General features: G+C 56.5%; 13 protein-coding genes. 8 read left to right on the top strand and 5 right to left on the bottom strand.

Features of this window, described 5'->3' with window-relative positions; translation table 11 throughout:
• Window positions 1-78 precede the first annotated feature (78 nt).
• The 4 genes from I9W95_RS05670 to I9W95_RS05655 all read left to right on the top strand — a co-directional run bounded on the left by I9W95_RS05670 (window position 79) and on the right by I9W95_RS05655 (window position 4189).
• A complete protein-coding gene (locus I9W95_RS05670; RefSeq protein WP_225672746.1) occupies window positions 79-2166 on the top strand; it encodes a multicopper oxidase domain-containing protein in 2088 nt (695 codons plus the stop codon).
• Window positions 2159-2959, top strand: a complete 801-nt coding sequence (locus I9W95_RS05665) for a copper resistance protein B (RefSeq protein WP_225672744.1) — start codon at window positions 2159-2161, stop codon at window positions 2957-2959. The genes I9W95_RS05670 and I9W95_RS05665 overlap by 8 nt, the downstream gene beginning before the upstream one ends.
• 13 nt (window positions 2960-2972) lie before the next feature.
• Window positions 2973-3449 (top strand): DUF411 domain-containing protein, encoded by a 477-nt coding sequence (locus tag I9W95_RS05660; protein ID WP_225672741.1) that lies wholly within the window; start codon window positions 2973-2975, stop codon window positions 3447-3449.
• A 164-nt stretch (window positions 3450-3613) separates the two neighbouring features.
• On the top strand, window positions 3614-4189 hold the full coding sequence (locus tag I9W95_RS05655) for a YceI family protein (protein WP_225672739.1): 576 nt from the start codon (window positions 3614-3616) through the stop codon (window positions 4187-4189).
• 80 nt (window positions 4190-4269) lie between these two features.
• On the opposite strand, the gene rep is transcribed toward I9W95_RS05655, so the two are convergent.
• Complete coding sequence (rep, locus tag I9W95_RS05650) at window positions 4270-6297, bottom strand: DNA helicase Rep (RefSeq protein WP_225672737.1); 2028 nt, start codon at window positions 6295-6297, stop codon at window positions 4270-4272.
• 249 nt (window positions 6298-6546) lie between these two features.
• Between rep and I9W95_RS05645 the strand changes: the two genes are divergently transcribed.
• A complete protein-coding gene (locus I9W95_RS05645) occupies window positions 6547-8223 on the top strand; it encodes an EAL domain-containing protein (RefSeq protein ID WP_225672735.1) in 1677 nt (558 codons plus the stop codon).
• 2 nt (window positions 8224-8225) lie between these two features.
• Here I9W95_RS05645 and I9W95_RS05640 read toward each other — a convergent pair whose 3' ends face one another.
• Both I9W95_RS05640 and I9W95_RS05635 read right to left on the bottom strand, forming a co-directional pair.
• A complete protein-coding gene (locus I9W95_RS05640) occupies window positions 8226-11108 on the bottom strand; it encodes a M66 family metalloprotease (protein ID WP_225672733.1) in 2883 nt (960 codons plus the stop codon).
• 194 nt (window positions 11109-11302) lie between these two features.
• On the bottom strand, window positions 11303-12814 hold the full coding sequence (locus I9W95_RS05635; protein WP_225672731.1) for a YifB family Mg chelatase-like AAA ATPase: 1512 nt from the start codon (window positions 12812-12814) through the stop codon (window positions 11303-11305).
• 181 nt (window positions 12815-12995) lie between these two features.
• Between I9W95_RS05635 and I9W95_RS05630 the strand changes: the two genes are divergently transcribed.
• On the top strand, window positions 12996-15647 hold the full coding sequence (locus I9W95_RS05630) for a S8 family serine peptidase (RefSeq protein ID WP_225672729.1): 2652 nt from the start codon (window positions 12996-12998) through the stop codon (window positions 15645-15647).
• A gap of 9 nt (window positions 15648-15656) precedes the next feature.
• Here the strand turns inward: I9W95_RS05630 and I9W95_RS05625 are convergent, their stop codons facing one another.
• A complete protein-coding gene (locus I9W95_RS05625) occupies window positions 15657-16268 on the bottom strand; it encodes an SCO family protein (protein WP_225672727.1) in 612 nt (203 codons plus the stop codon).
• 40 nt (window positions 16269-16308) lie between these two features.
• Here I9W95_RS05625 and I9W95_RS05620 point away from each other — a divergent pair, with 40 nt between their 5' ends.
• Together I9W95_RS05620 and I9W95_RS05615 are read left to right on the top strand one after the other, a co-directional pair.
• Window positions 16309-17634 (top strand): MATE family efflux transporter, encoded by a 1326-nt coding sequence (locus tag I9W95_RS05620; protein WP_225672725.1) that lies wholly within the window; start codon window positions 16309-16311, stop codon window positions 17632-17634.
• Window positions 17635-17845: 211 nt separating this feature from the next.
• Window positions 17846-18487 carry a hypothetical protein gene (locus tag I9W95_RS05615; RefSeq protein ID WP_225672723.1) on the top strand — a complete coding sequence of 214 codons (642 nt, stop codon included), beginning with the start codon at window positions 17846-17848 and terminating at the stop codon, window positions 18485-18487.
• Window positions 18488-19266: 779 nt separating this feature from the next.
• Here I9W95_RS05615 and I9W95_RS05610 read toward each other — a convergent pair.
• Window positions 19267-20298 (bottom strand): LPP20 family lipoprotein, encoded by a 1032-nt coding sequence (locus I9W95_RS05610; RefSeq protein WP_225672721.1) that lies wholly within the window; start codon window positions 20296-20298, stop codon window positions 19267-19269.
• Between the last annotated feature and the right edge of the window lie 8 nt (window positions 20299-20306).

The raw sequence follows: 20306 nt of genomic DNA, 5'->3' as shown, positions 1-20306 counted from the left end.
GCTTTTGTCATGTTCGGGTCATGCCACTGTCAGTCAGCACAGAGCACACTCGGGGTATAACGTCAGGAAGTGGATTTTATGAAAGCGAAATCTCAGGCATCGATCATACACAGCAGCGTCAGTCGCCGCCGTTTTGTCCAGGGGCTTGCCGCCGGTGGCGTGCTCAGCGCCATGCCGAACTGGCTGTATGCACGCAGCCTGCAGGCTGCCGGCCATGGCACGGCACCGGTTATCAGCGGCACCGAGATTGATCTGGTGGTGGAAGAAACGCTGGTGAACTTTACCGGTAATGTGCGCAAAGCGACGGCCATCAACGGCTCAATTCCGGCACCGACCCTGCGCCTGCGTGAAGGCGACACCGTTACCATCCGCGTAACCAACCGCCTGAGCAAATCCACGTCCATTCACTGGCACGGCATCCTGCTCGATTACCGCATGGATGGCGTGCCGGGTATCAGCTTCGATGGTATTCCACCGGGCGAAACCTTTACTTATCAGTTCACCCTGCGCCAGAGCGGTACCTACTGGTATCACTCCCATTCCGGCATGCAGGAGCTGACCGGCATGTACGGTGCCTTAATAGTCGAGCCCCGCGCGCAGCATCACGCCATGACTCAGGATCAATCCATGGCCCACGACCATGGCATGAACCACAACGCCATGAACCACAGCAGCATGATGAGCCACGCTCAGCACAGCATGCCGGCGTATCAGCGTGATTATGTGGTGCAGCTGTCGGACTGGTCGGATGAACACCCGATGAGTGTGCTGGCCATGCTGAAAAGCCACAGCGATATGTACAACTACAACCACCCCACCGTGCCGGAGTTCACTGCAGATGCGCGCCAGCAGGGGCTGGCGGCTGCCTGGCATAAGCGCGTGATGTGGAATGAAATGCGTATGAGCCCCACCGACCTGGCTGACACCTCAGCCGCAGTGATGACCTATCTGCTCAATGGCACGACACCGGCCGGCAACTGGACCGGGCTGTTTAAACGCGGCGATACCGTGAAGCTGCGCTTTATTAACAGTGCCGGCAACACCTTCTACGATGTGCGCATTCCCGGTCAGACCCTGACCGTGGTGGCGGCTGACGGTCAGCCGGTAAAGCCAGTCGAAGTACATGAATTCCGCTTCGGCCCGGGTGAAACCTACGATGTACTGGTCACGCCGAACGAAGACGCCTGCACCCTGTTCGCTCAGACCATGGATCGCTCCGGCTATGCTGCCGGTACGCTGGCAACCGCCGCAGGCATGAGTGCAGCGCTGCCGGAAAACGATCCGGTCGAATGGCTGAGCATGGAAGATATGATGGGCAGCATGGACCATTCAGCAATGGACCATGCAGCAATGGACCATTCGACTATGAAACACGATATGGCCGGTATGAGTGGCATGAACGGCATGGATCATTCTGCAATGGATCATGCAGGCATGAACCATGATATGACCGCGATGAGTGGCATGAACGGCATGGACCACTCCGCCATGAACCATGATATGGCTGGTATGAGTGGTATGAACGGCATGGATCATTCGAAGATGAACCACGAAGCCATGAACCACGCAAACATGGGCCACGCCACACCGCCGAAGCCGTTGGCCAAACCCAGCAGCAAGGTCAGCCACGCGCGCAGCGAATACGGCGCCAGCGTCGATATGCGCGTCGACACACCGCGCACCAACCTCGATGACCCCGGTGTTGGCTTACGTAATCTGACTGGCCGCGGTTTGCGGCCGGCCGGACACAAAGTGCTGACCCTCGCCGACCTGCGTTCGGCAAACGGGGTACTAAGCGACAAACGGGTGCCAGCCAAAGAAATCGAGCTACACCTGACCGGCAATATGGAGCGCTACAGCTGGTCGCTGGACGGGCTGGAGTTCGGCAACAGCACACCGGTGGCAATGAAACATAACCAGCGTATCCGCGTGATTCTGCACAACGACACCATGATGACCCACCCGATGCACCTGCACGGTATGTGGAGTGATCTTGAATCTGCCGACGGCGAACTGCTGGTGCGCCGCCACACCATTCCCGTTCAGCCAGCGCAGCGCATCAGCTTCCTTACCACACCGGAGGATCTGGGCCGCTGGGCCTGGCACTGCCATCTGATGTTCCACATGGATATGGGTATGTTCCGCGAGGTGGTTGTTTATGAATAAGATCCTGCTCACCAGCCTCTGTCTGCTCACCACCCTTCCTCTAACAAGCGTTAGAGCAAACACAGAAGACGCCAGTGGAGGACGTGATCCGCACGCGCACAGTAATGGTTTCACCCTCACCTCGGGCCCGTATTCCATGCCCGCCCCGCGCCAGCTGGTGCTGGCCGATGAGCATCACTTTGGCAGCGTTATTGTCGACCGGCTGGAATACCAGCCTGACAACGAGTTCAGCGAATACGAGCTGAATGCCTGGTACGGCACGACCTGGAACCGCCTGCTGCTGAGCAGCGAAGGCGAAGTCGAAGACGGCGAGTTCAGCAGCGAAACCGACCTGCTGTGGCAACACGCACTGACCGCTTTCTGGGATACCCGACTAGGGATTCGTCTTGATCAGGCAAGCGAAGGCGAAAACCAGCAATGGCTGGCCGCAGGTATCAGTGGCCTGGCGCCGTGGTGGATTGAATCCAGCGCCATGCTGTATCTGAACGACAACGGCCAACTGGCGTTTACCCTGAGTGGTGAACATGAGCTGCTGTTTACCCAGCGACTGCTGCTGAACAGCCAGCTGGAACTTTCCGGCTACGGTAAAGACGACCAGCAACAGGCTCAGGCCGCAGGACTGGCGCAGGTTCGCGCCGGTATCCGCCTGCGCTATGACCTGAGTCGTCATTTTGGCCCTTACGCCGGCATAGACTGGAAATACAGCCTGGGGGAAAACGCGGATTACCTGCGTCAGGCTGGAGAGCCCACAGACAACGCAGAATTTGTTGTCGGGCTGCATTTCTGGTTTTAACAGAGGAACGATAATGACTAATAAAACCATACTGTCAGCGCTGTTCGCATCCAGCGTGGCATTAGCCTCTGGCCTCACCGCACTGTACGCACACGCCACTGAACTGACCGTGTTCAAAAGCCCTTCCTGCGGCTGCTGCAGCGAATGGGCCGAGCGCCTGGCGGATCAGGGCATCCACTCACGAATGGAAGATTACGAGGACCTGGCCGGGCTGAAAAAAACGCTGGGTATCGGCACCGATGTGCGCTCCTGCCACACCGCCGTTTCAGATGACGGTTTCGTGTTCGAAGGCCATGTGCCCGCGCGCTATATCGAACAGTATCTGGCAGCACCACCAGCAGACAGCATCGGCCTCAGCGTGCCGGCAATGCCGGTCGGCAGCCCGGGCATGGAGATGGGTAAGCGCTTTATGCCGTATCAGGTTTTATTGCTGAACAAGGACGGTAGTCACAGCGTGTTTGCCGAGGTAAACAGCCCGGCCGATCAGTAACGGCGAACGGGGCAGCCTGCTGTCCCGCCTTTAATCCTTTCGAATTCTTCGATCAGTCCCATGAATTTTTCGGCATTGTAGATATACCCCAGCGCTTTACTATGGTTACAGATTCCAGACGCCATCAGGCGGATTGCTAACCTGTTTACGAGGAAGGATGTCTTATGAAAGCACTGAATAAAGCGGGACTGATGGTCGCAGCGAGCCTGCTGTCTGGCGCAGCTCTGGCTGCGGATTACACCATTGATCCGACCCACACCAGCGTGGTTGTGAGCTGGAACCACTTTGGTTTCTCTAACCCAACGGCCAGCTTCAGCGATGCCTCCGGCAGCATTTCTTTCGATGAAAAAACGCCACAGAAAGCTTCGATCAACGTCACCATTCCGGTGAAAACCGTCGATACCAAGGTGGCCAAGCTGAACGAAGAGTTTATCAACGAAGCGGATTACTTCGACGTTGCCAAATACCCAACCGCTACCTTCAAAAGTACCAAAGTAACGGCAAAGGGTGACGGCCAGTTCGACGTAACCGGCGACCTGACCATCAAGGACGTGACTAAGTCTGTTGTGTTCAATGCCAAGCTGAACGGCATGGGCGAGCACCCGATGAGCAAGAAACCAGCCATTGGTTTTGACGCCAGCACCGTGATCAAACGTACCGAGTTTAATCTGGGTAAATACGCGCCGTACGTCAGCGACGAAGTGACCCTGACTATTACCACAGAAGCACAGGGACAGTGATTCTGTAACCAGCACCCTATCTGGTCGTTCTCTCCAGCCCGGTTAACCCGGGCTTTTTTATGTCTGGCGAACGGTGTGAGTTAAAAATCCGCCAGCATGTTCTTCAGGCTGGATAAGGTTTCCTGACCGCGCTGCTTCTGTTCCTCGGCGGAGGTTTCGGTTTTGCCTTCCCAGACAATATCGTCCGGAGGCAGCTCATCGAGGAAGCGCGAGTGAGTGGTTTCCATGGCCTCGCCATACTGACGGCGCTTGCCGGCGTAGGTCAGCGTCAGTGTGCGCTTGGCGCGGGTAATACCCACGTACATTAAGCGCCGTTCTTCTTCAATGGTATCGGCTTCGATGCTGTTGCGGTGTGGCATCAGCTCTTCTTCCATACCCATGATGTAAACGTGCGGAAACTCCAGACCCTTGGAGGCGTGCAGCGTCATCAGCTGCACCTGGTCGGATTCATCTTCCTGCTCCTGCTGTTCCATCATGTCGCGCAGAATCAGTTTGCTGACGGCATCTTCGATGGTGCACTCGTCACCCAGCTCATCCGCTTTTTCGATCATCTTGCTGATCGAGTCGATCAGGAACCAGACGTTCTTCATGCGTCGTTCGGCCTGGTTCGGCGTGCCTGAGTTCTGCATCAGGTAGCCTTCGTAATCGATGTCGCTGATCATTTCCTTAACTGCCGCCACCGGGTCATCGGTGTAGGCATTACGGGTGATATTTTCCATCCAGTGACGGAAGCGACGCAGACGATCGAGGGCTTTCGGCATAAGTGCCGTTTCCAGCCCCATTTCATCCACAGCGGCCAGCATAGAACAGCCACGCATGGCCGCATATTCACCGAGTTTTTCGATGGTGGTCGGACCTATTTCACGGCGCGGGGTGTTGATGATGCGCAGGAAGGCCGCGTCATCCGACGGGTTAATGATCAGCCGCAGATAACCCATAATGTCTTTGATTTCGTTGCGGCCAAAGAACGACTGGCCACCACTCAGTTTGTACGGCACCTGATAGGCCTGCAGCTTCATTTCGATGGCGCGCGACTGGTGATTACCGCGATACAGCACGGCAAAGTCGCGATAGCCGCAGCCATAGCGCAGGCGGCGTTCAACGATTTCGGTAGCAATACGTTCCGATTCCACTTCATCGTTGCGGCACTTAAGAATCTTGATCGGGTCGCCGTAGCCCATATCGGACCACAGCTTTTTCTCAAATTCGTGCGGGTTGTTATCAATCACGCGGTTGGCGGCGTTCAGAATCAGGCCGGTGGAGCGATAGTTCTGCTCCAGCTTGACCAGTTTCAGGGTCGGGAAGTCTTTTTTCAGCAGCGACAGGTTTTCCGGCTTAGCGCCGCGCCAGGCGTAGATCGACTGGTCGTCGTCACCAACCACGGTCAGCCCCGTGCGATGGCCCACCAGCAGCTTCACTAATTCGTACTGCGAGGTGTTGGTGTCCTGATATTCATCCACCAGCAGGTAGCGGATTTTCTTCTGCCAGCGCGCCAGAACATCCGGGTTATCGCGGAACAGCACCGTCGGCACCATGATCAGGTCGTCAAAATCCACCGCGTTGTAGGCTTTCAGCATGCGCTGATACACCGAGTAGGTCTGCGCAATAAGCATTTCCTGTGGACTGGCGGCCATGCCCAGCGCCTGATCGGGCGCAATCAGATCGTTCTTCAGATTGGAAATGGCATTCTGCACCAGCTCGATCATGTCGCCATCATCGCCGTGCTCACGGTGCATGACGTCACGCAGAATACCGCGGCAGTCGTCCTGATCGAGAATCGAAAAACCGGCCTTATAGCCCGCTGCCGTCAGCTCATGACGAATAATATTCAGACCGAGGTTGTGGAAGGTCGACACTGTCAGACCTTTCGCTCCGCCCTTGCCCACCAGCGACATAACCCGCTCTTTCATCTCGCGCGCGGCCTTGTTGGTAAAGGTTACCGCCGCAATGTGATGAGCCTTAATGCCACACACGCCGATCAGGTAAGCGATCTTACGGGTAATTACCGAGGTTTTACCGGAGCCTGCACCGGCGAGTACCAGCAACGGACCGTCGATATACTTCGCGGCTTCTTTCTGACGGGGGTTAAGCTGACTGAGATCGACCACAGGATTAATGACGCACTGACTGAATGGGCGGGCATTTTAACAGCTAACGGCGCGCTTTGAATCGTCATAAATATGTGATCACAAATCAGAAACCGCATTCATTATCAGTTGCAACACATTGTCAGCACTGTGTTTTTTCGCCACAACTAAAGACAGAGTGGCGCAAATGTCCTATATATAGTTTCAGAATAATAATTTAAAACGTTATCGCTACCTCAAGCAGTGGGCGATACCAGGCGCCATCAGGCGATGGCATTAATGCACTTTTTGCAGCCGGGCATTATGGAATTCTCACCAAACCATGACGGGATCAGCCTGCTGATTCTGAGTACCTGCCAGGAACAACTTGAAACCGTCCGCCTGTGGCTTGATCACCACAAAGACGAGCTGTTTCTGCCCGCTCACTTCCTGCTGATGGATGAAGACCATCAGTGGCAGACCCATGAACTGATCACTGGCGAAAACCTGCCGTGGCAAGCAGCGGTTGTGATTGTCGATAGCCTCTGCGACCAGCGCCGGCACTGGCTGCAGGAATTGCAGCAAGCGGTACCAACAATTCTGATCAGCAGTAAGGATCACTACAACCAGCTGCCCTACGCGTTTCAGTGGTTATCACTCAGTGACGTTGATCGCACACGTCTGTTCCGCAGTTTGCGGCCGCTACACCTGAGTCTGCGCGATGATTTACCGCCGACATTGGAGCGCAACGACTTTCTGTCGCAGTTACGGCAACGACTGAGCGCAGCGCCCAGACCCTTGTACCTTCAGGTCATTCAGTGTCGCTGGCTGCAGGATGCACAGCGTTCCGGCTGGCGTCACCTGCAATCAGTGCAGCGCGAGTTTGAACGCTCAATCCGCCTGCGTGCACCTGAAACCAGTCTGGTCGGGCGTATTCTCGATGACCAGCTGATCATTGCCAGCGATAACTACTATGACCTGCAGGCCGACTGGCTACCCCACCACCCCGATGACGACCTCAGACCCTGGATCGTTTACCACAGTGCACCGCTGCAACTGGAGGACATCAGTTCCCTCAGTGCCGTGCTGCAGGAAGGAATTCAGCAGATTGCTCGCGAGCGGCTGGTGCAGGAGGCGCAGTTTGAATGGCGCACTCACGAACGCAGCCTGAGCTTGTTTGATGGCCTGCATCTGGCGCTGCAACGGGAAGAGTTTTACCTCGAATATCAGCCGCAGTTTGATAGCCACAGTGGTTCCTGGGTAGGCGCCGAAGCCCTGATGCGCTGGCGCCATCCGTCACTGGGGGTTATCCCGCCAACCGTATTTATCCGTGAGGCCGAAGCCGCAGGCCTGATTCAGGCGCTGGGCCAATGGGCGCTGCGTGAAACCGCAGCAACCTGGAAGCGTATCCGCGAACAGACCGGCGAGAGTGTGCGTCTGGCGGTCAACGTATCCTTTCCGGAGGTAGCCGATCCCTGGTATGCCGAGCAGGTGATGGAGATTCTTAATCAGGCAGGTATGCCACCGCAGTTTCTGGAACTGGAACTGACCGAAACAGCGATGATGCAGGATGCCAGCGTGTCGATGCTGAACCTGCGCCACCTGAAAGCGCAGGGCATTCATATAGTGCTGGATGACTTCGGCACCGGCTTCTCGTCGCTGTCCCACCTGAGTGATTTACCGCTGACCGGTATTAAGCTGGATCGGGCCTTTGTTTCACCACTGCCAGACAATGGACCACAAACCCATATCGTGACCTCAATGCTGGAGCTGGCGAAGCGCCTTAATCTGGAAACCACTGCAGAAGGTGTGGAAGACATTGCCTGTCTGGAGCTGGTACGCAAACTGGGTTGCGACCGGATTCAGGGCTATATCTACGCCCAGCCGTTAGCGCTGGACGAACTGATCAGCCGGGCCCGGGAGGGTTTTCACCCTCCACAGGATTTCCAGCAAGGTAGCCTGTTCTGACCTCAGAGGGCCAGACGGGTTACCGCTTCCAGCTCAGTGGCAGACAACAGCGTCAGCCACTGCTGGTCTGAGGTCGTTACGCCCTGCCAGCGCTGATTCCAGTTGCCGCTGCAGCCCCAGCTAATCAGGCGACCGTTGGCATGATCGTAATCCAGACACTTACCGCTGCTGCCGTTTTTCAGTGCCTGTGTACTTTCGTTGTAGCTCCAGCGTTGTGCCAGATTTTCTGCCGAGCACAGTTCCATAGCCAGAACACTGCCGGAAGGTTGCAGGCACAGCCATGGGCTGTCAGTGACGTGCAGGCGGCCATAGCCGTCCATGGTCCACTGACTGCGGCTGTCGGCGTTATCGGTGCTCTGACGTGTCAGCAGAACCTGACCACCTTCACCGGCTGAACTATCAAAGAAGAAGTTGTTACCGTAGATTTCGCCCGCAGCCAGCTCTTCTTCTCCTGCAACCAGCAAGCCGGATGCCAGCAACTGACCACGCAGGCGCAGTGCGGTTTCCTCGTCGCTCAGCCCGGTATCCGCTGCGTGCGCCAGCAGTACTTTGACTGCACGAGCGTTATCAGCCATTTGCAGAATGTTCGCCAAACGAGTGGCTGTGCTTTCCGGCAAGGCAGCCAGCAGTGCTGCACGCTCAGTGCTGGCAACTTTCACCGCCAGAGTGCTGCTCAGTGCACTGAAATCTGATGTCAGAGCATCGATACCTGCGGCGATTTCGTCCACTTCGCGTGCCAGGATCTGGCTCACACCCTCTTCCATACCCACAATACCCACCGGCGGCAGCGCCGGGATATCACCATCAAACTCTGTGCGGGTTACTTCGACCACGCTGCCAGCGCGGCGACAATTCAGCACAGCCAGCAACGGCCGGAAGTCGGCTTTCAGGTTCACGTGCAACTGGTTCGCTGACGCCGATGCGTGACGGCTATCCGCCACGGAGATCAGCTTTGTTTCGTCGGCATTGCTGATTGCCAGCCAGCAGGCATCTTCCGTTGCATTCAGGTCCGGCGCCGGCAGGTCAAACACGTTGCCGTAGTTACCGTGGAATACAGGGTAAATGACCGCACTGTCAGCCTGTTCCGTGGTTGCCGGATTGTGCGCACCGATAATGGTTGCCACCGCGACACCCACTTCGCGTGCTGCGGGATGAGTGGTAACCGCTTCTTCAAACTCACCTGTGGTCGTGTTCCACTGTTTGTAGCCTGAGCTGTAGGCAGTATCCGGAATCATAAAAGACTCCAGATGGTTCTGAATAATGCGAGCACTGTATCCGGTGTAGTGGGTATAACGCGACAACGGCGAACCATCCCAGCCTCCGGACATTGCGTCTTTGTTGTAGCTGTAACTGCCGTCGGCATTAATGCCCGACACGCCAGTGCGAAGACGCTGGCGGAATGGGATATAACCCCAGCCACTGTCAGCATGATGCACCGCCCAGCGGCCATCTTCGGTCAGCCCCTGACCCGGGTAATGACCCAGGCCATAGCCATGACCCCATTCATGACTGGCTTCATTGCCAGAAGAGGCGTACAGGGTGGCAATGCCGTTACCACCACTGAGGCCATGAGAAACCTGGCCGTTCTGGTAATTACCGCGGGTATGGTGGCTGGTCACCTGCTTGAATGGCTGGCTATAGCTCTGATTCATATGCCAGCTACTGTAGCCATAGTTGGCCATATTAATGCCAACACTGACCTGTGACTTACCGACGTTTTCACGCATGTCACCTGAGTAAACGCTGCCTTCGGTTGCACTGACTTCGTCATAAATAACGCCGCTGCGTACCATGACTTTATCCAGCTGAACATCAGCGTAATTCCCCATCACCACACGCGAGACCGGCAGCGTTGAGAAGTAATCAACCGCGGCCTCCACCGGATCATTCGAGGCAAAGTGACCGTCACTGACCGCCGGCGGAGTGGTCAGCATACCTACCCGGATGGACAGGTTAACCAGCTGCGTCGCTTCACCGACGTCGATATCACCAGCGTTCAGGCTGCCGCTCTGTTCATCTGCGGTAAAGTTCAGCGACATGCCGGTGCGAACATGCTGCCACGGCACCACTGCCCACCAGGCCTTAGTGGAATAGGCCAGAGTGCCGGCAAAGTTGTCAGGTGCCAGCAACGTCGAAGGGTGCTGCAGCTGCAGTGTTTCCACCACAGTACCGTTGACCAGCAGTTCGGCACTGACGCTGCCCGGCGTGCTGCCGTCCTGTGGCATAAACAGCAGCAGCGCTTCTCGCTGGGCGACCAGTTTCGGCATATAACGCGAGCGGGTCTGATCGCCACTGTCGACCTGATAGTTACCATTGGCGGCTACCGAGTGTGATTGCACAAACTGGATTTCTGCTGCCAGATCACCCGTCAGATCATTACGCAGCAAGCGCTCGTTGCCATCGTAATCTTTAGCGTAGAAGTCGATCAGGTCGGTGCCGAGGTACTGCTCCGCAGCGGCAACCGCCAGAGTACCTTCAAACAAACGCTCGTCGCCGTTGTCACTGCTGGCCGAGACAGTTACCGCAACCGGGCCACGGATGGCAGGTGTTCCAGATAACGCCCCGGTTTGTTCATCGACATTCAGCCACTCGGGTACAGAGACTGCGGTGAACGTCAGCTCACCGCTGATGTCGGAATAAGCAGGCAAAGTATGAAAGTAGGCCGTTGCTACAGCCGACGGAAGCGTTAGCGCTGATACCGGGGTTTCGCTTACCTCGGGAACTTCTGGCAGCTCTGGGGTTTCAGGCAGTGCCGGTGAACCAGTTTCGGTTTCCGGTGATGTGGACGTGCCATCTTTTTCCACACCAACACCACTGCCGCCGCCACCGCAGGCGGACAGAATCAGCGTACTGAGAACCACACTGAGAGTGGACCGCTTCATCATATTGATACCTTTCATATTTTTAGTCTTCAGAGGGCGGCATTCTCTACCGTCATCTGCAATTGGCAACGATACGATGAAACGGCTTTGCAGTTCTGTAGCAGGCCTCACAGGATAACCAATAGCTTATTGCTTTTTACGACATTTCGTGAGCAATCCTGACCGAACGGTCAGAATTGACAGTGGCGGATTCTGGCTCAGTTGGTCAGATAGCGATCCAGAGAACGGTAGCCCAAGGCCTCCATCAAATGCTGACGGGCAATGCGGTCCTGCTGCTGCAGATCCGCAATGGTGCGCGCCACTTTCAGCACCCGGTGATACCCCCGCGCCGATAACTGCAGTTTTTCCAGCACTGCCAGCAGCCACTGCTGATCGTCTGTCTGCAACCCGCACACTGCATCGCGCTGCTCTCCTGCCAGCTCGGCATTCACACATCCCTGACGCTGCAGCTGGTGCTCCCGTGCCGCCATTACCCGCTGCTGCACCAGCTCACTGCTTTCACCGGCGGGTGCCTGCTGCAACAGCGCCGGTGGCATCGGCGGCACTTCCACATGCAGATCGATACGATCCAGCAGAGGTCCGGATGTCTGTCCCTGGTAGCGTCTGATCTGCTCCTGATTACAGCGACAGCGCCCGGACGGGTCACCAAAGTAACCACAGGGGCATGGGTTCATGGCGGCGATAAGCTGAAAACGAGCAGGAAACGTGATGGAACGACTGGCACGACTGATAACGATGCGGCCACTTTCCAGCGGCTCACGCAGCACATCCAGCACCTTGCGGCTGAACTCCGGCAATTCATCAAGAAACAGCACACCACCATGGGCCAGAGAAATCTCGCCCGGTCGCGGTGTTGTTCCGCCTCCCACCAGTGCCACGCCGGAGGCGGTATGATGAGGCGCACGAAATGGTCGCTGGCGCCAGTGCGCCAGCCACTCGCGCGCACCACTGATGGAACTGACCGATGCTGACACCAGAGCCTCATCCTCTGACATCGGCGGCAGAATACCTGGCAAGCGGCTGGCGAGCATGGTTTTTCCCGTACCCGGCGGGCCGATAAACAGCAGGTTATGCGAACCTGCGGCGGCAATTTCCAGCGCCCGGCGAGCCTGTGGCTGACCACGCACATCACGCAGGTCAGCGGCCAGAGAACTGATCTGACAATCGGGTTCCGGCGCTGAAACCGCCTGCAGCGATTGCTGGCCGTGCAGCCAGGCAGTGACCTCAGATAACGACGAGGCTGCGCGACAATCGACCTGAGAACATAACGCCGCTTCTGCGGCATTCGCGCCGGGCACCACCAGCAAACGCTGAGCCCGCGCACATTGCAGGGCACAGGGCAGAACACCCGGCACCGGTTGTAAAGCACCGGCCAGCGTCAACTCGCCAACAAACTCACAACCGTCCAGCGCAGTCGCTGGTATCTGACCGGAGGCAGCGAGAATACCGAGGGCAATAGCCAAATCATAACGACCGCCCTCTTTAGGCAGATCGGCCGGTGCAAGGTTGATGGTGATGCGTTTGGCTGGGAACTCAAAGCCACTGTTGAGCAGCGCGCTGCGCACTCTGTCCTTGCTTTCGCGCACCGCAGTTTCCGGCATTCCCACCAGACTCATGGATGGTAAACCGCCGGACAGATGTACTTCGACCATCACCGATGGCGCCTCAATACCCAGCTGGGCACGGGTGTAGACTCTGGCTAATGACATCAGCAATCCTTTGCTGTGAATAAACACCCCAGCCTAGCGGAATAGCACGACTGCAGGAATCAGACACAAACGTGAAAGCGATCAGAAAAGCGACGTTTTCCAGCCTTTTTCCATAGCCTTGTCACCCAAATTTCTGCGTTGGGCGTTACACTGACAACAAAGCTCGCCAATGGATGACCCGATGAACCATTCAGCCTCACGTCTGCGCAATGCAATTCTGCTGGCGGCCATGCCAGCACTTCTGACCGCCTGTACCAGTGGCAGCAGCGGTATCGGAGAAGAGCAAACACTGCTCACCGGCTACACCCTGAGTGGCACCCTGTATGGAGCTACCGGGATAACCACCGACTCCGACATCAACGATGTATACGCCGACTTCTCCAGCAATGATGATCCGCAAGCACCACAGGCCATCAGCAACCGCGCCACCGTGCAGGGGTTTGCCAGCTATAGTCCGACCCGCGGCAGCATCAGTGGCGCAGCCGAGCTGGAAAATTTTGCCACCACGCCTGATGAAGATGACTACTTTATTGCCACCCTGCAGGCGGGTCAGACTATTCAGCTGCAAGTGGTCGACTATGAAGGTGACGGCGTCTTTGAGTACAGAGGCGACCTGGATCTCTACCTGTACGACAACAGCTCAGGAACGGGTGCTATTCAAGAAAACCTGGTTGACTTCTCTTATCTCGACTACCCGGCCGGCCAGTTCGAAACCGTCACAGTGCCCGCCGATGGCGAATACATTATCAATGTTAATGCTTACGAGGGCGCCTCTAAGTATGTGCTGCAGATTCTGGAAAGTACCGGTGCCAGCAGCGTGCAGGATGCCTTCGTGCCGAATCAGGTCATTATGCGCAGCGAGAATGATGACAATGCCAGCGCGCAGATGAAGGCTGCCGGCTTATCCATTGCCAGCAGTCACGGTGGTAAGCAACGGCCGCGACTGGTTACTCTGGCGCGCAATAACATCAGCAGCCAGTCTGTCAGCGCACCATCGCAGACGCTGAAAACCTTCAGCAAGTCTTTATGGGAACAGCGCCAGACCCTGAAAGATATCAAAGCGCTGCGTCAGCAGAAAGGCGTGTTGTATGCCGAACCCAACTACATCCGCCAACCACTGGCCACACCAACCGACCCCTACTACAGCTACCAGTGGCACTATCGCAATATCGAGCTGCCATCAGCCTGGGACCTTGCAGATGGCAGCGGTGTCATTGTCGCTGTAGCCGATACCGGTGTATTTCTGACCCACGAAGACCTCAGCAGCCAGCTGGTGAGTGGCTACGACTTTATTTCCGACAGCAGCTCCGCGCGAGATGGTAATGGTATCGACAGCAACCCGGATGACCCCGGTGACAGCACCGTTGCCGGCCAGAGCAGCTGGCACGGTACCCACGTTGCAGGCACGGTTGCCGCCGCCAGCAATAATGGTAAAGGTGGTGCAGGCATCGCCAGTGCAGCGAAGATTATGCCGCTACGGGTGCTGGGCCAGGATGGCGGAACCACGTACGACATTATTCAGGCTGTGCGTTATGCCGCTCGTCTGAGCAACGACTCTGGCACATTGCCAGCGCAAAAAGCCGACATCATCAACCTCAGTCTGGGCGGCAGTTCATCGTCTTCCGCCGAACAGGAAGCCTACAACGCCGTCATGAGTGAAGGCGTCATTATCGTCGCTGCTGCCGGTAACGAGTCGACCAGCTCGCCATCTTACCCGGCGTCATATCAGGGTATTATTTCCGTCAGTGCTACCGATCAGAAAGGCCAGCTGGCGTACTACTCGAACTACGGCAGCAAAATTGATATTGCCGCACCCGGTGGCAGCCTGCGCCTCGACGACAATAACGACAGCCTCGCCGATGGCATTATGAGCACCTATGTCGACGACAGCCTCGGAACCCGCCAGCCCGCTTACACCTACCAGATGCAGGGAACCTCCATGGCCAGCCCGCACATTGCCGGCGTGATTGCGTTGATGAAGTCGGTTTACTCAGGCCTGTCCAATGATCAGTTGCAGGCTCTGATCCAGAGCTGTGCCATTACCAGTAAAGTTAATAACAGCACCTGTACCCGTGATGACCAGCTTGGCTACGGCCAGATTGATGCCTACCTGGCGGTTACCGAAGCACTGAAGCTGGAAAACGGTGGCACCCTGCCAGCGTTACCGGTCCTGCTGCAGTCTTCTCCATTAAGTCTTAACTTTGGCGCTACCTCAGACAGCCTTACCTTCGATATCAGCAACGCCGGCGGCAGCACTGCCAGTATCAGCGCAGTCAGCGATAATGCCGACTGGCTGACAGTGACAGCACAGACCGTCGACAGCGCCGGACTGGGAACCTACCTGGCCAGCGTCGACCGCAACGGTCTCAGTGATGGATTCTACAGCGCCAGTATCACGGTAACGGATGCTGCTGGCAGCAAAGTGCAGGTTGATGTATCGCTGCAGCAGGGTGTGACCAGTGCCAGCAACCTGACCGTACAGTATGTGATTCTGGAAAATGCCGATTGCACCGCCGATGACTGCATCGTTGCCAGTATTAAGGCAGGAGACAATGGCAGCTACCGTTTCAGCAACGTCGAACCCGGCAACTACCATGTTCTGGCCGGCTCGGATATCGATGTTGATGGCTATATTTGCGGAGCCGGTGAAATCTGTGGTGCCTACCCGAACGCTGGCGCCATGCAGGCCATCAGCGTCGAACAGGACAACCGCAGCGGCATCGACTTTCTGGTCAGCCTTAACAGCGGCTTTGTCGGCAGCAGTATTCAGGCAATGCGGATCACACCGGCCGTGAACGGTAGCGAAGAAAAAACCAAACAGGTGGCGCCATAGCCACCTGACTCAGCGGCTCAGTGCCTGCAGCAGCGGCACCATGCGTGCCGCGTTGTGCGGCGGTGCGATATAGCCGCGGTAATGCCCGGCACTATCCAGCACGGCCAGATTGGCGCTGTGGTCCATCAGGTAAGCAGCATCACCCCGATCCACGCGCTGATACACGGCATTAAGATCCGCCGCCAGCTGGCTCAGACTCTGGCCATTACCAGTGAAAGCAACAAATGCCTTGTTGAAGTAACCCATGTATGGCGCCAGTGATTCTGGTGTATCGCGGGCCGGGTCAACCGATACCAGAATGACCTGCCACTGCTGCTTCAGCTCGTCCGGTAACTGCTTCCAGGTACGACTCAGATCCATAAGCGTTGTCGGGCAGATGTCCGGGCAGAAGGTGTAGCCGAAGAACACCAGCAGATTCTTGCCCTGAAAGCTGGCCAGCGATACCGCTTGTCCTTGCTGGTCAGTGAATGCCGCCGCACGCACCGGTAATGACCGCGGAAACAGCACCACACCTTTCTGGTCGAGGACGTCATCTGCGCCACTGCTGGTTGGCATTGCCTGATAGATGCCTGCCAGCAACGCCCCCAGCATCAGCAAACCCGCTACAATCGCTTTTTTCATAACTGACCATCTGAACCGATTTTTGCGGAGTATATCAGCCATGCCCGAGCATCAGGCGACAAACAGTGCTTCTCATACTGTGACACAAGGTCGCATCTGGGCTCTGGCCTGGCCGGTCATGCTGAGCAATATCACGGTACCCTTGCTTGGTCTGGTCGACAGCGCCGTGCTCGGCCATCTGCCGGATGCAGCCTACCTCGGCGCGGTCGCCATCGGTAATCAGATGTTTACTCTGCTGTTCTGGAGCTTCGGTTTTCTGCGCATGGGCACCACCGCCCTCACCGCCCATGCACAGGGTCGAAATCAGGGCCAGGTAGAAGTACTGCAGCAGGCGCTGTGGCTCAGTCTGCCGGTATTGCTGCTGGTGTTAATGGCAGCCGCATTACTGCTGCCCTGGCTGCTACCGCTGATGGGCGGCAGCACCCTGGTGCAGGAAGGCGCACGCGAATACCTGCTCATTCGTCTGTGTGCGGCGCCCGCCGTGCTGGCGCAGTACGCCCTGACCGGCTGGTTTATCGGCCTGGGTCATACCCGTATTCCGCTGATCATTCTGACCCTGGTGAACGTCGCCAATGCGCTGCTGGATTACCTGTTTGTGTTCGGGCTGAATATGACCAGCGATGGTGTGGCACTGGGTAGTATGCTGGCCGACTACAGCGGGCTGCTGCTGGCACTCGGCTTTGCACGCAAACTCGGCTTGCTGTCTCTGGGGCCACGTCCTGCCCTAAGCCTGTTGCAACCCATGCTGCGCATTAACCGTCACCTGTTTGTTCGTACCCTGTGTCTGCTGGCGGTGTTTGCCTTCTTTACCGCTCAGGGGGCACGCCAGAGTGAATTGATTCTCGCCGCTAACGCCATGCTGATTACCCTGCTGATGCTTATATCCAATGCTCTGGATGGTTTTGCCCATGCGGCCGAGGCGCTGACAGGGCAGGCACTGGGGCGGCACGACGCCCACGCCGTGCGCCGGACCATCCGCCTGACCGGCGTCGATATGCTGCTGATGGCTTTTGCTATGTGCCTGCTGTTCGAAATACTTGGCCCGCAATTGCTGGCTTTGTTAACCGACAACCCGGATTTGCAGATGACGCTGAGCCAGTACCAGCACTTTCTGTTCTGGCTGCCATTGATTGGCATGGCAAGCTTCTGGCTGGACGGTATTTTCATCGGTGCCCAGGCCACTGCCAGTATGCGCAATGCCATGCTGGCTGCGGGATTGCTGGTGTTTCTACCACTCTGGTGGCTGACCCGAGCGTGGGGAAATGACGGCCTGTGGTGGAGCTTTTATGCCTTCATGCTGGCCCGCGCTCTGTTTATGAGCGGCACTTTTCTGACACTTTTTCGCCGTCCGATAAATTTTTTGTAAATCGACTGGTGGGAGCGTCAATCTTTACTATACTTTCCAATGTCGACAGAAATTAGCGGTCTAAATTATTGATTTTAAAGGATATTTCTTTAGATCATATTTTCAGACCGATTCCGTCTGAGTAGTGCCACAGATTGTTGTTGCCGTCAGAAAAACGAACTTTTAACGTAGATAGCAACTCCAACAAGGCAGATTGGAAACGAGGCAACCTATGTCCATGGAAGTAATTCAGCACCAGATCCGCAACGCCATCGCCGATGAACATGCAACCCACCTGTTACAGCAGGCTCTTTGCAGCCGCGCCGACCAGGTCGCACGCATTGTTGATCTGCCGAGCGAAGAGGCCGGAGAGAAACTGCTGGAGTTTGTCGTTCGCTACATTCAGGACGTACCACAGATGCTGGAAGATCTGGAGTCCGCCGCTGTGGAAGCCGGACTGATTGAGTATGTGCAACCGGTTGTCACTGTTGCCGCCGACTTCTTTACCACTCCACCGGAAGCCATCACGACCGAAGCTGGCCTGGCCGCGCTGATGCATAAAGCGTATCTGGCGAACCGACTGCTGGAAGAAGTGAACGAAACCTATATCAGCCGTGTTGGCCAACCGATGATTCCGATGGATATGACCCTGTCCAATGTCATTGTTCACACCCTGATTGGCGAACCGTTTGCCAACGATCTCGATCAGCTGGTTGATATTGGTATTCAGCGCGTTTTTGGCCCCGCCCGTGCGTATCGCAGCGAAGGCTTCCGCGCGTTTATGAACCGTCAGGAGACCAGTAATCTGGTGCATATCTGGCGCAAATGGCCGTCCATGTCGGGCGAAATGGGTCTGATCAGCAACCTGATCTGAGCCTGTCGTAAGGCATAAAAAACGCCGGCATGACCGCATTGCTGCCCCACAAATTTGTATTTGAACTTTTGTGAGATATTCCAGGCCCCTTGTCCTCATAGAGGGGCCTTCCGAAACGTCGGACCGCCCCTCTCGCCGGACGGGCGTGACTCCTGACCGCCATGGATGGCGGAAATGCAGGTTTCGCAGGAGCAAAAACCGGCCCGCTTCGCGCTGTTCTGGCTCGTTTACCCTGGAAACCTTGATATTTCCTGACCTAGCGCCCCATCGGCCATCCATGGCCGGGGCCGCTTGCCCGAGTCCCTTCGGGCAGGTCGGAAATATCTACGCTTTCTGCGGCGAGCCCAGAGGCGCTGTGTTAGTTAACCTCACAGCCTTATTTCAAACGTCACGCAGAATCTGAACTTCATGTCTCTGACTGAAATTCAGAGTAGGCGTTGTACTAAAAAGCAGCTTAGAGGAAGCCAGTCCTTCGCATTCTGGAGCGCCGAAATGAACGATGATTTTTCCGGTCCGCCGGGCAAGGATGCCCGGCGAGCGGACGGCGACAGGGATGTCCATGGGCGCGTGGCCTGAAAAATCGAGAGAATGAGGGTAACGCTCCAGGAGCGAAAAGCTGGGGTCGGCCCTGCCGGCCAGGGGCGGTCCGACGCTCGGTAAGTTCCCCTGGGAGGCAGCAGGCATTGCAGATTTAAAAGTCGTTTATAGAAAACCGATATATTTAAAACTGTGGGACAGTAGTGCGGTATGACCGGCGTTTTTTCGTTTGCTAATCAGCGTTAACGTAACTTATCCACCAGCGTTGCTGCCAGCTCATCAGCCATCAGAGCAGCAACCTGGCGCGCCGCTTTCTGGCGTGCCACATCCTGCAAACCGGATACGCCTTTCGCCTGCTTACTGAATGAACTGAGAATTCGTCCGGACTGATCACGGATGGTCAGACGACTGTCGATAAACACGTAGTGGTTACCACTCTGTGCTTTGGCCGATAACGTCGCACCCAGATCAAACTGCAGGTCTGCATCGGCGCTGCCGCCGATGCGTAATCCCTGCTCGGTCAGAGCTTCCAGTACTCCACCTTCAATCTCACGACCACCGTCATTATTCACCGTCAGGCGTACCTGCAACTGATCGATTCGACGATAGATATCATCCTGAACCTGACGCAGCTCGACGCTTAACGGCGCCGCCTGACGATCCATGCTGACCAGCTGCAGACGTTCAGACAAACGTTCGCGCTGAGCAAACAGCGTCAGCGCCGGTAACAGCGGCTGCAATTGCTGCAGACGCGTGCCTTCCGGGCTGAGTGCGGCGATGTCTTCAATCTGCTGTTCTGTCGCAGCGATATCGCGGCGCAGACGCGCTGCCGCCTGCACCCGATCCAGCTCGGCCAGAACATAGGCGTAGGTCTGGTCGATATAAGTATCGGCGGTAACCACATCGTCCAGCTCCGCTTCAGGCACCTGACTGCGCACGTAGTTACGCACGGTGCGCACCACTTCCGTCTGGCGACCGCTGCCACTGAACTCGGTGGTATCGTTGCTGAAATCACCACTGACCGTGACTTTCAGCTGGCTGACCAGATCAACCCGCGCCAACTCAGCCGCGCGTTTTACCGCCGCGGCCTGATCACCGTAGATTTCCATTGAGCCAACGCCGTAAGCCAGGCCTTTTTTCAATGGCGGCTGCGTAACCCAATCCGGTTGCTGACTGTGCTTAACCGTCTGCACCGGAGTATTGCTGCTACCGGTGGTGGCACAGCCAGCTAACGCAGTGCTGGCGACCAGTGTCGCAATCAGTAGTTTTTTCACGCTGACCC

The sequence above is a fragment of the Thalassolituus marinus genome, from assembly GCF_020320395.1.
Taxonomy (GTDB): domain Bacteria; phylum Pseudomonadota; class Gammaproteobacteria; order Pseudomonadales; family Oceanobacteraceae; genus Venatoribacter; species Venatoribacter marinus.
The sequence above is the reverse complement of the archived record's forward strand: the minus strand, read 5'-3'. Positions and strand labels throughout refer to the sequence as shown.

What these genes read in the sequence shown, in the direction of transcription:
- I9W95_RS05640 (WP_225672733.1), bottom strand. Translation starts at nt 11,108, where the DNA reads ATGATGAAGCGGTCCACTCTCAGTGTGGTTCTCAGTACGCTGATTCTG.
- I9W95_RS05630 (WP_225672729.1), top strand. Translation starts at nt 12,996, where the DNA reads ATGAACCATTCAGCCTCACGTCTGCGCAATGCAATTCTGCTGGCGGCC.
- I9W95_RS05645 (WP_225672735.1), top strand. Translation starts at nt 6,547, where the DNA reads ATGGCATTAATGCACTTTTTGCAGCCGGGCATTATGGAATTCTCACCA.
- I9W95_RS05660 (WP_225672741.1), top strand. Translation starts at nt 2,973, where the DNA reads ATGACTAATAAAACCATACTGTCAGCGCTGTTCGCATCCAGCGTGGCA.
- I9W95_RS05655 (WP_225672739.1), top strand. Translation starts at nt 3,614, where the DNA reads ATGAAAGCACTGAATAAAGCGGGACTGATGGTCGCAGCGAGCCTGCTG.
- I9W95_RS05615 (WP_225672723.1), top strand. Translation starts at nt 17,846, where the DNA reads ATGTCCATGGAAGTAATTCAGCACCAGATCCGCAACGCCATCGCCGAT.
- I9W95_RS05665 (WP_225672744.1), top strand. Translation starts at nt 2,159, where the DNA reads ATGAATAAGATCCTGCTCACCAGCCTCTGTCTGCTCACCACCCTTCCT.
- I9W95_RS05625 (WP_225672727.1), bottom strand. Translation starts at nt 16,268, where the DNA reads ATGAAAAAAGCGATTGTAGCGGGTTTGCTGATGCTGGGGGCGTTGCTG.
- I9W95_RS05670 (WP_225672746.1), top strand. Translation starts at nt 79, where the DNA reads ATGAAAGCGAAATCTCAGGCATCGATCATACACAGCAGCGTCAGTCGC.
- I9W95_RS05620 (WP_225672725.1), top strand. Translation starts at nt 16,309, where the DNA reads ATGCCCGAGCATCAGGCGACAAACAGTGCTTCTCATACTGTGACACAA.
- I9W95_RS05635 (WP_225672731.1), bottom strand. Translation starts at nt 12,814, where the DNA reads ATGTCATTAGCCAGAGTCTACACCCGTGCCCAGCTGGGTATTGAGGCG.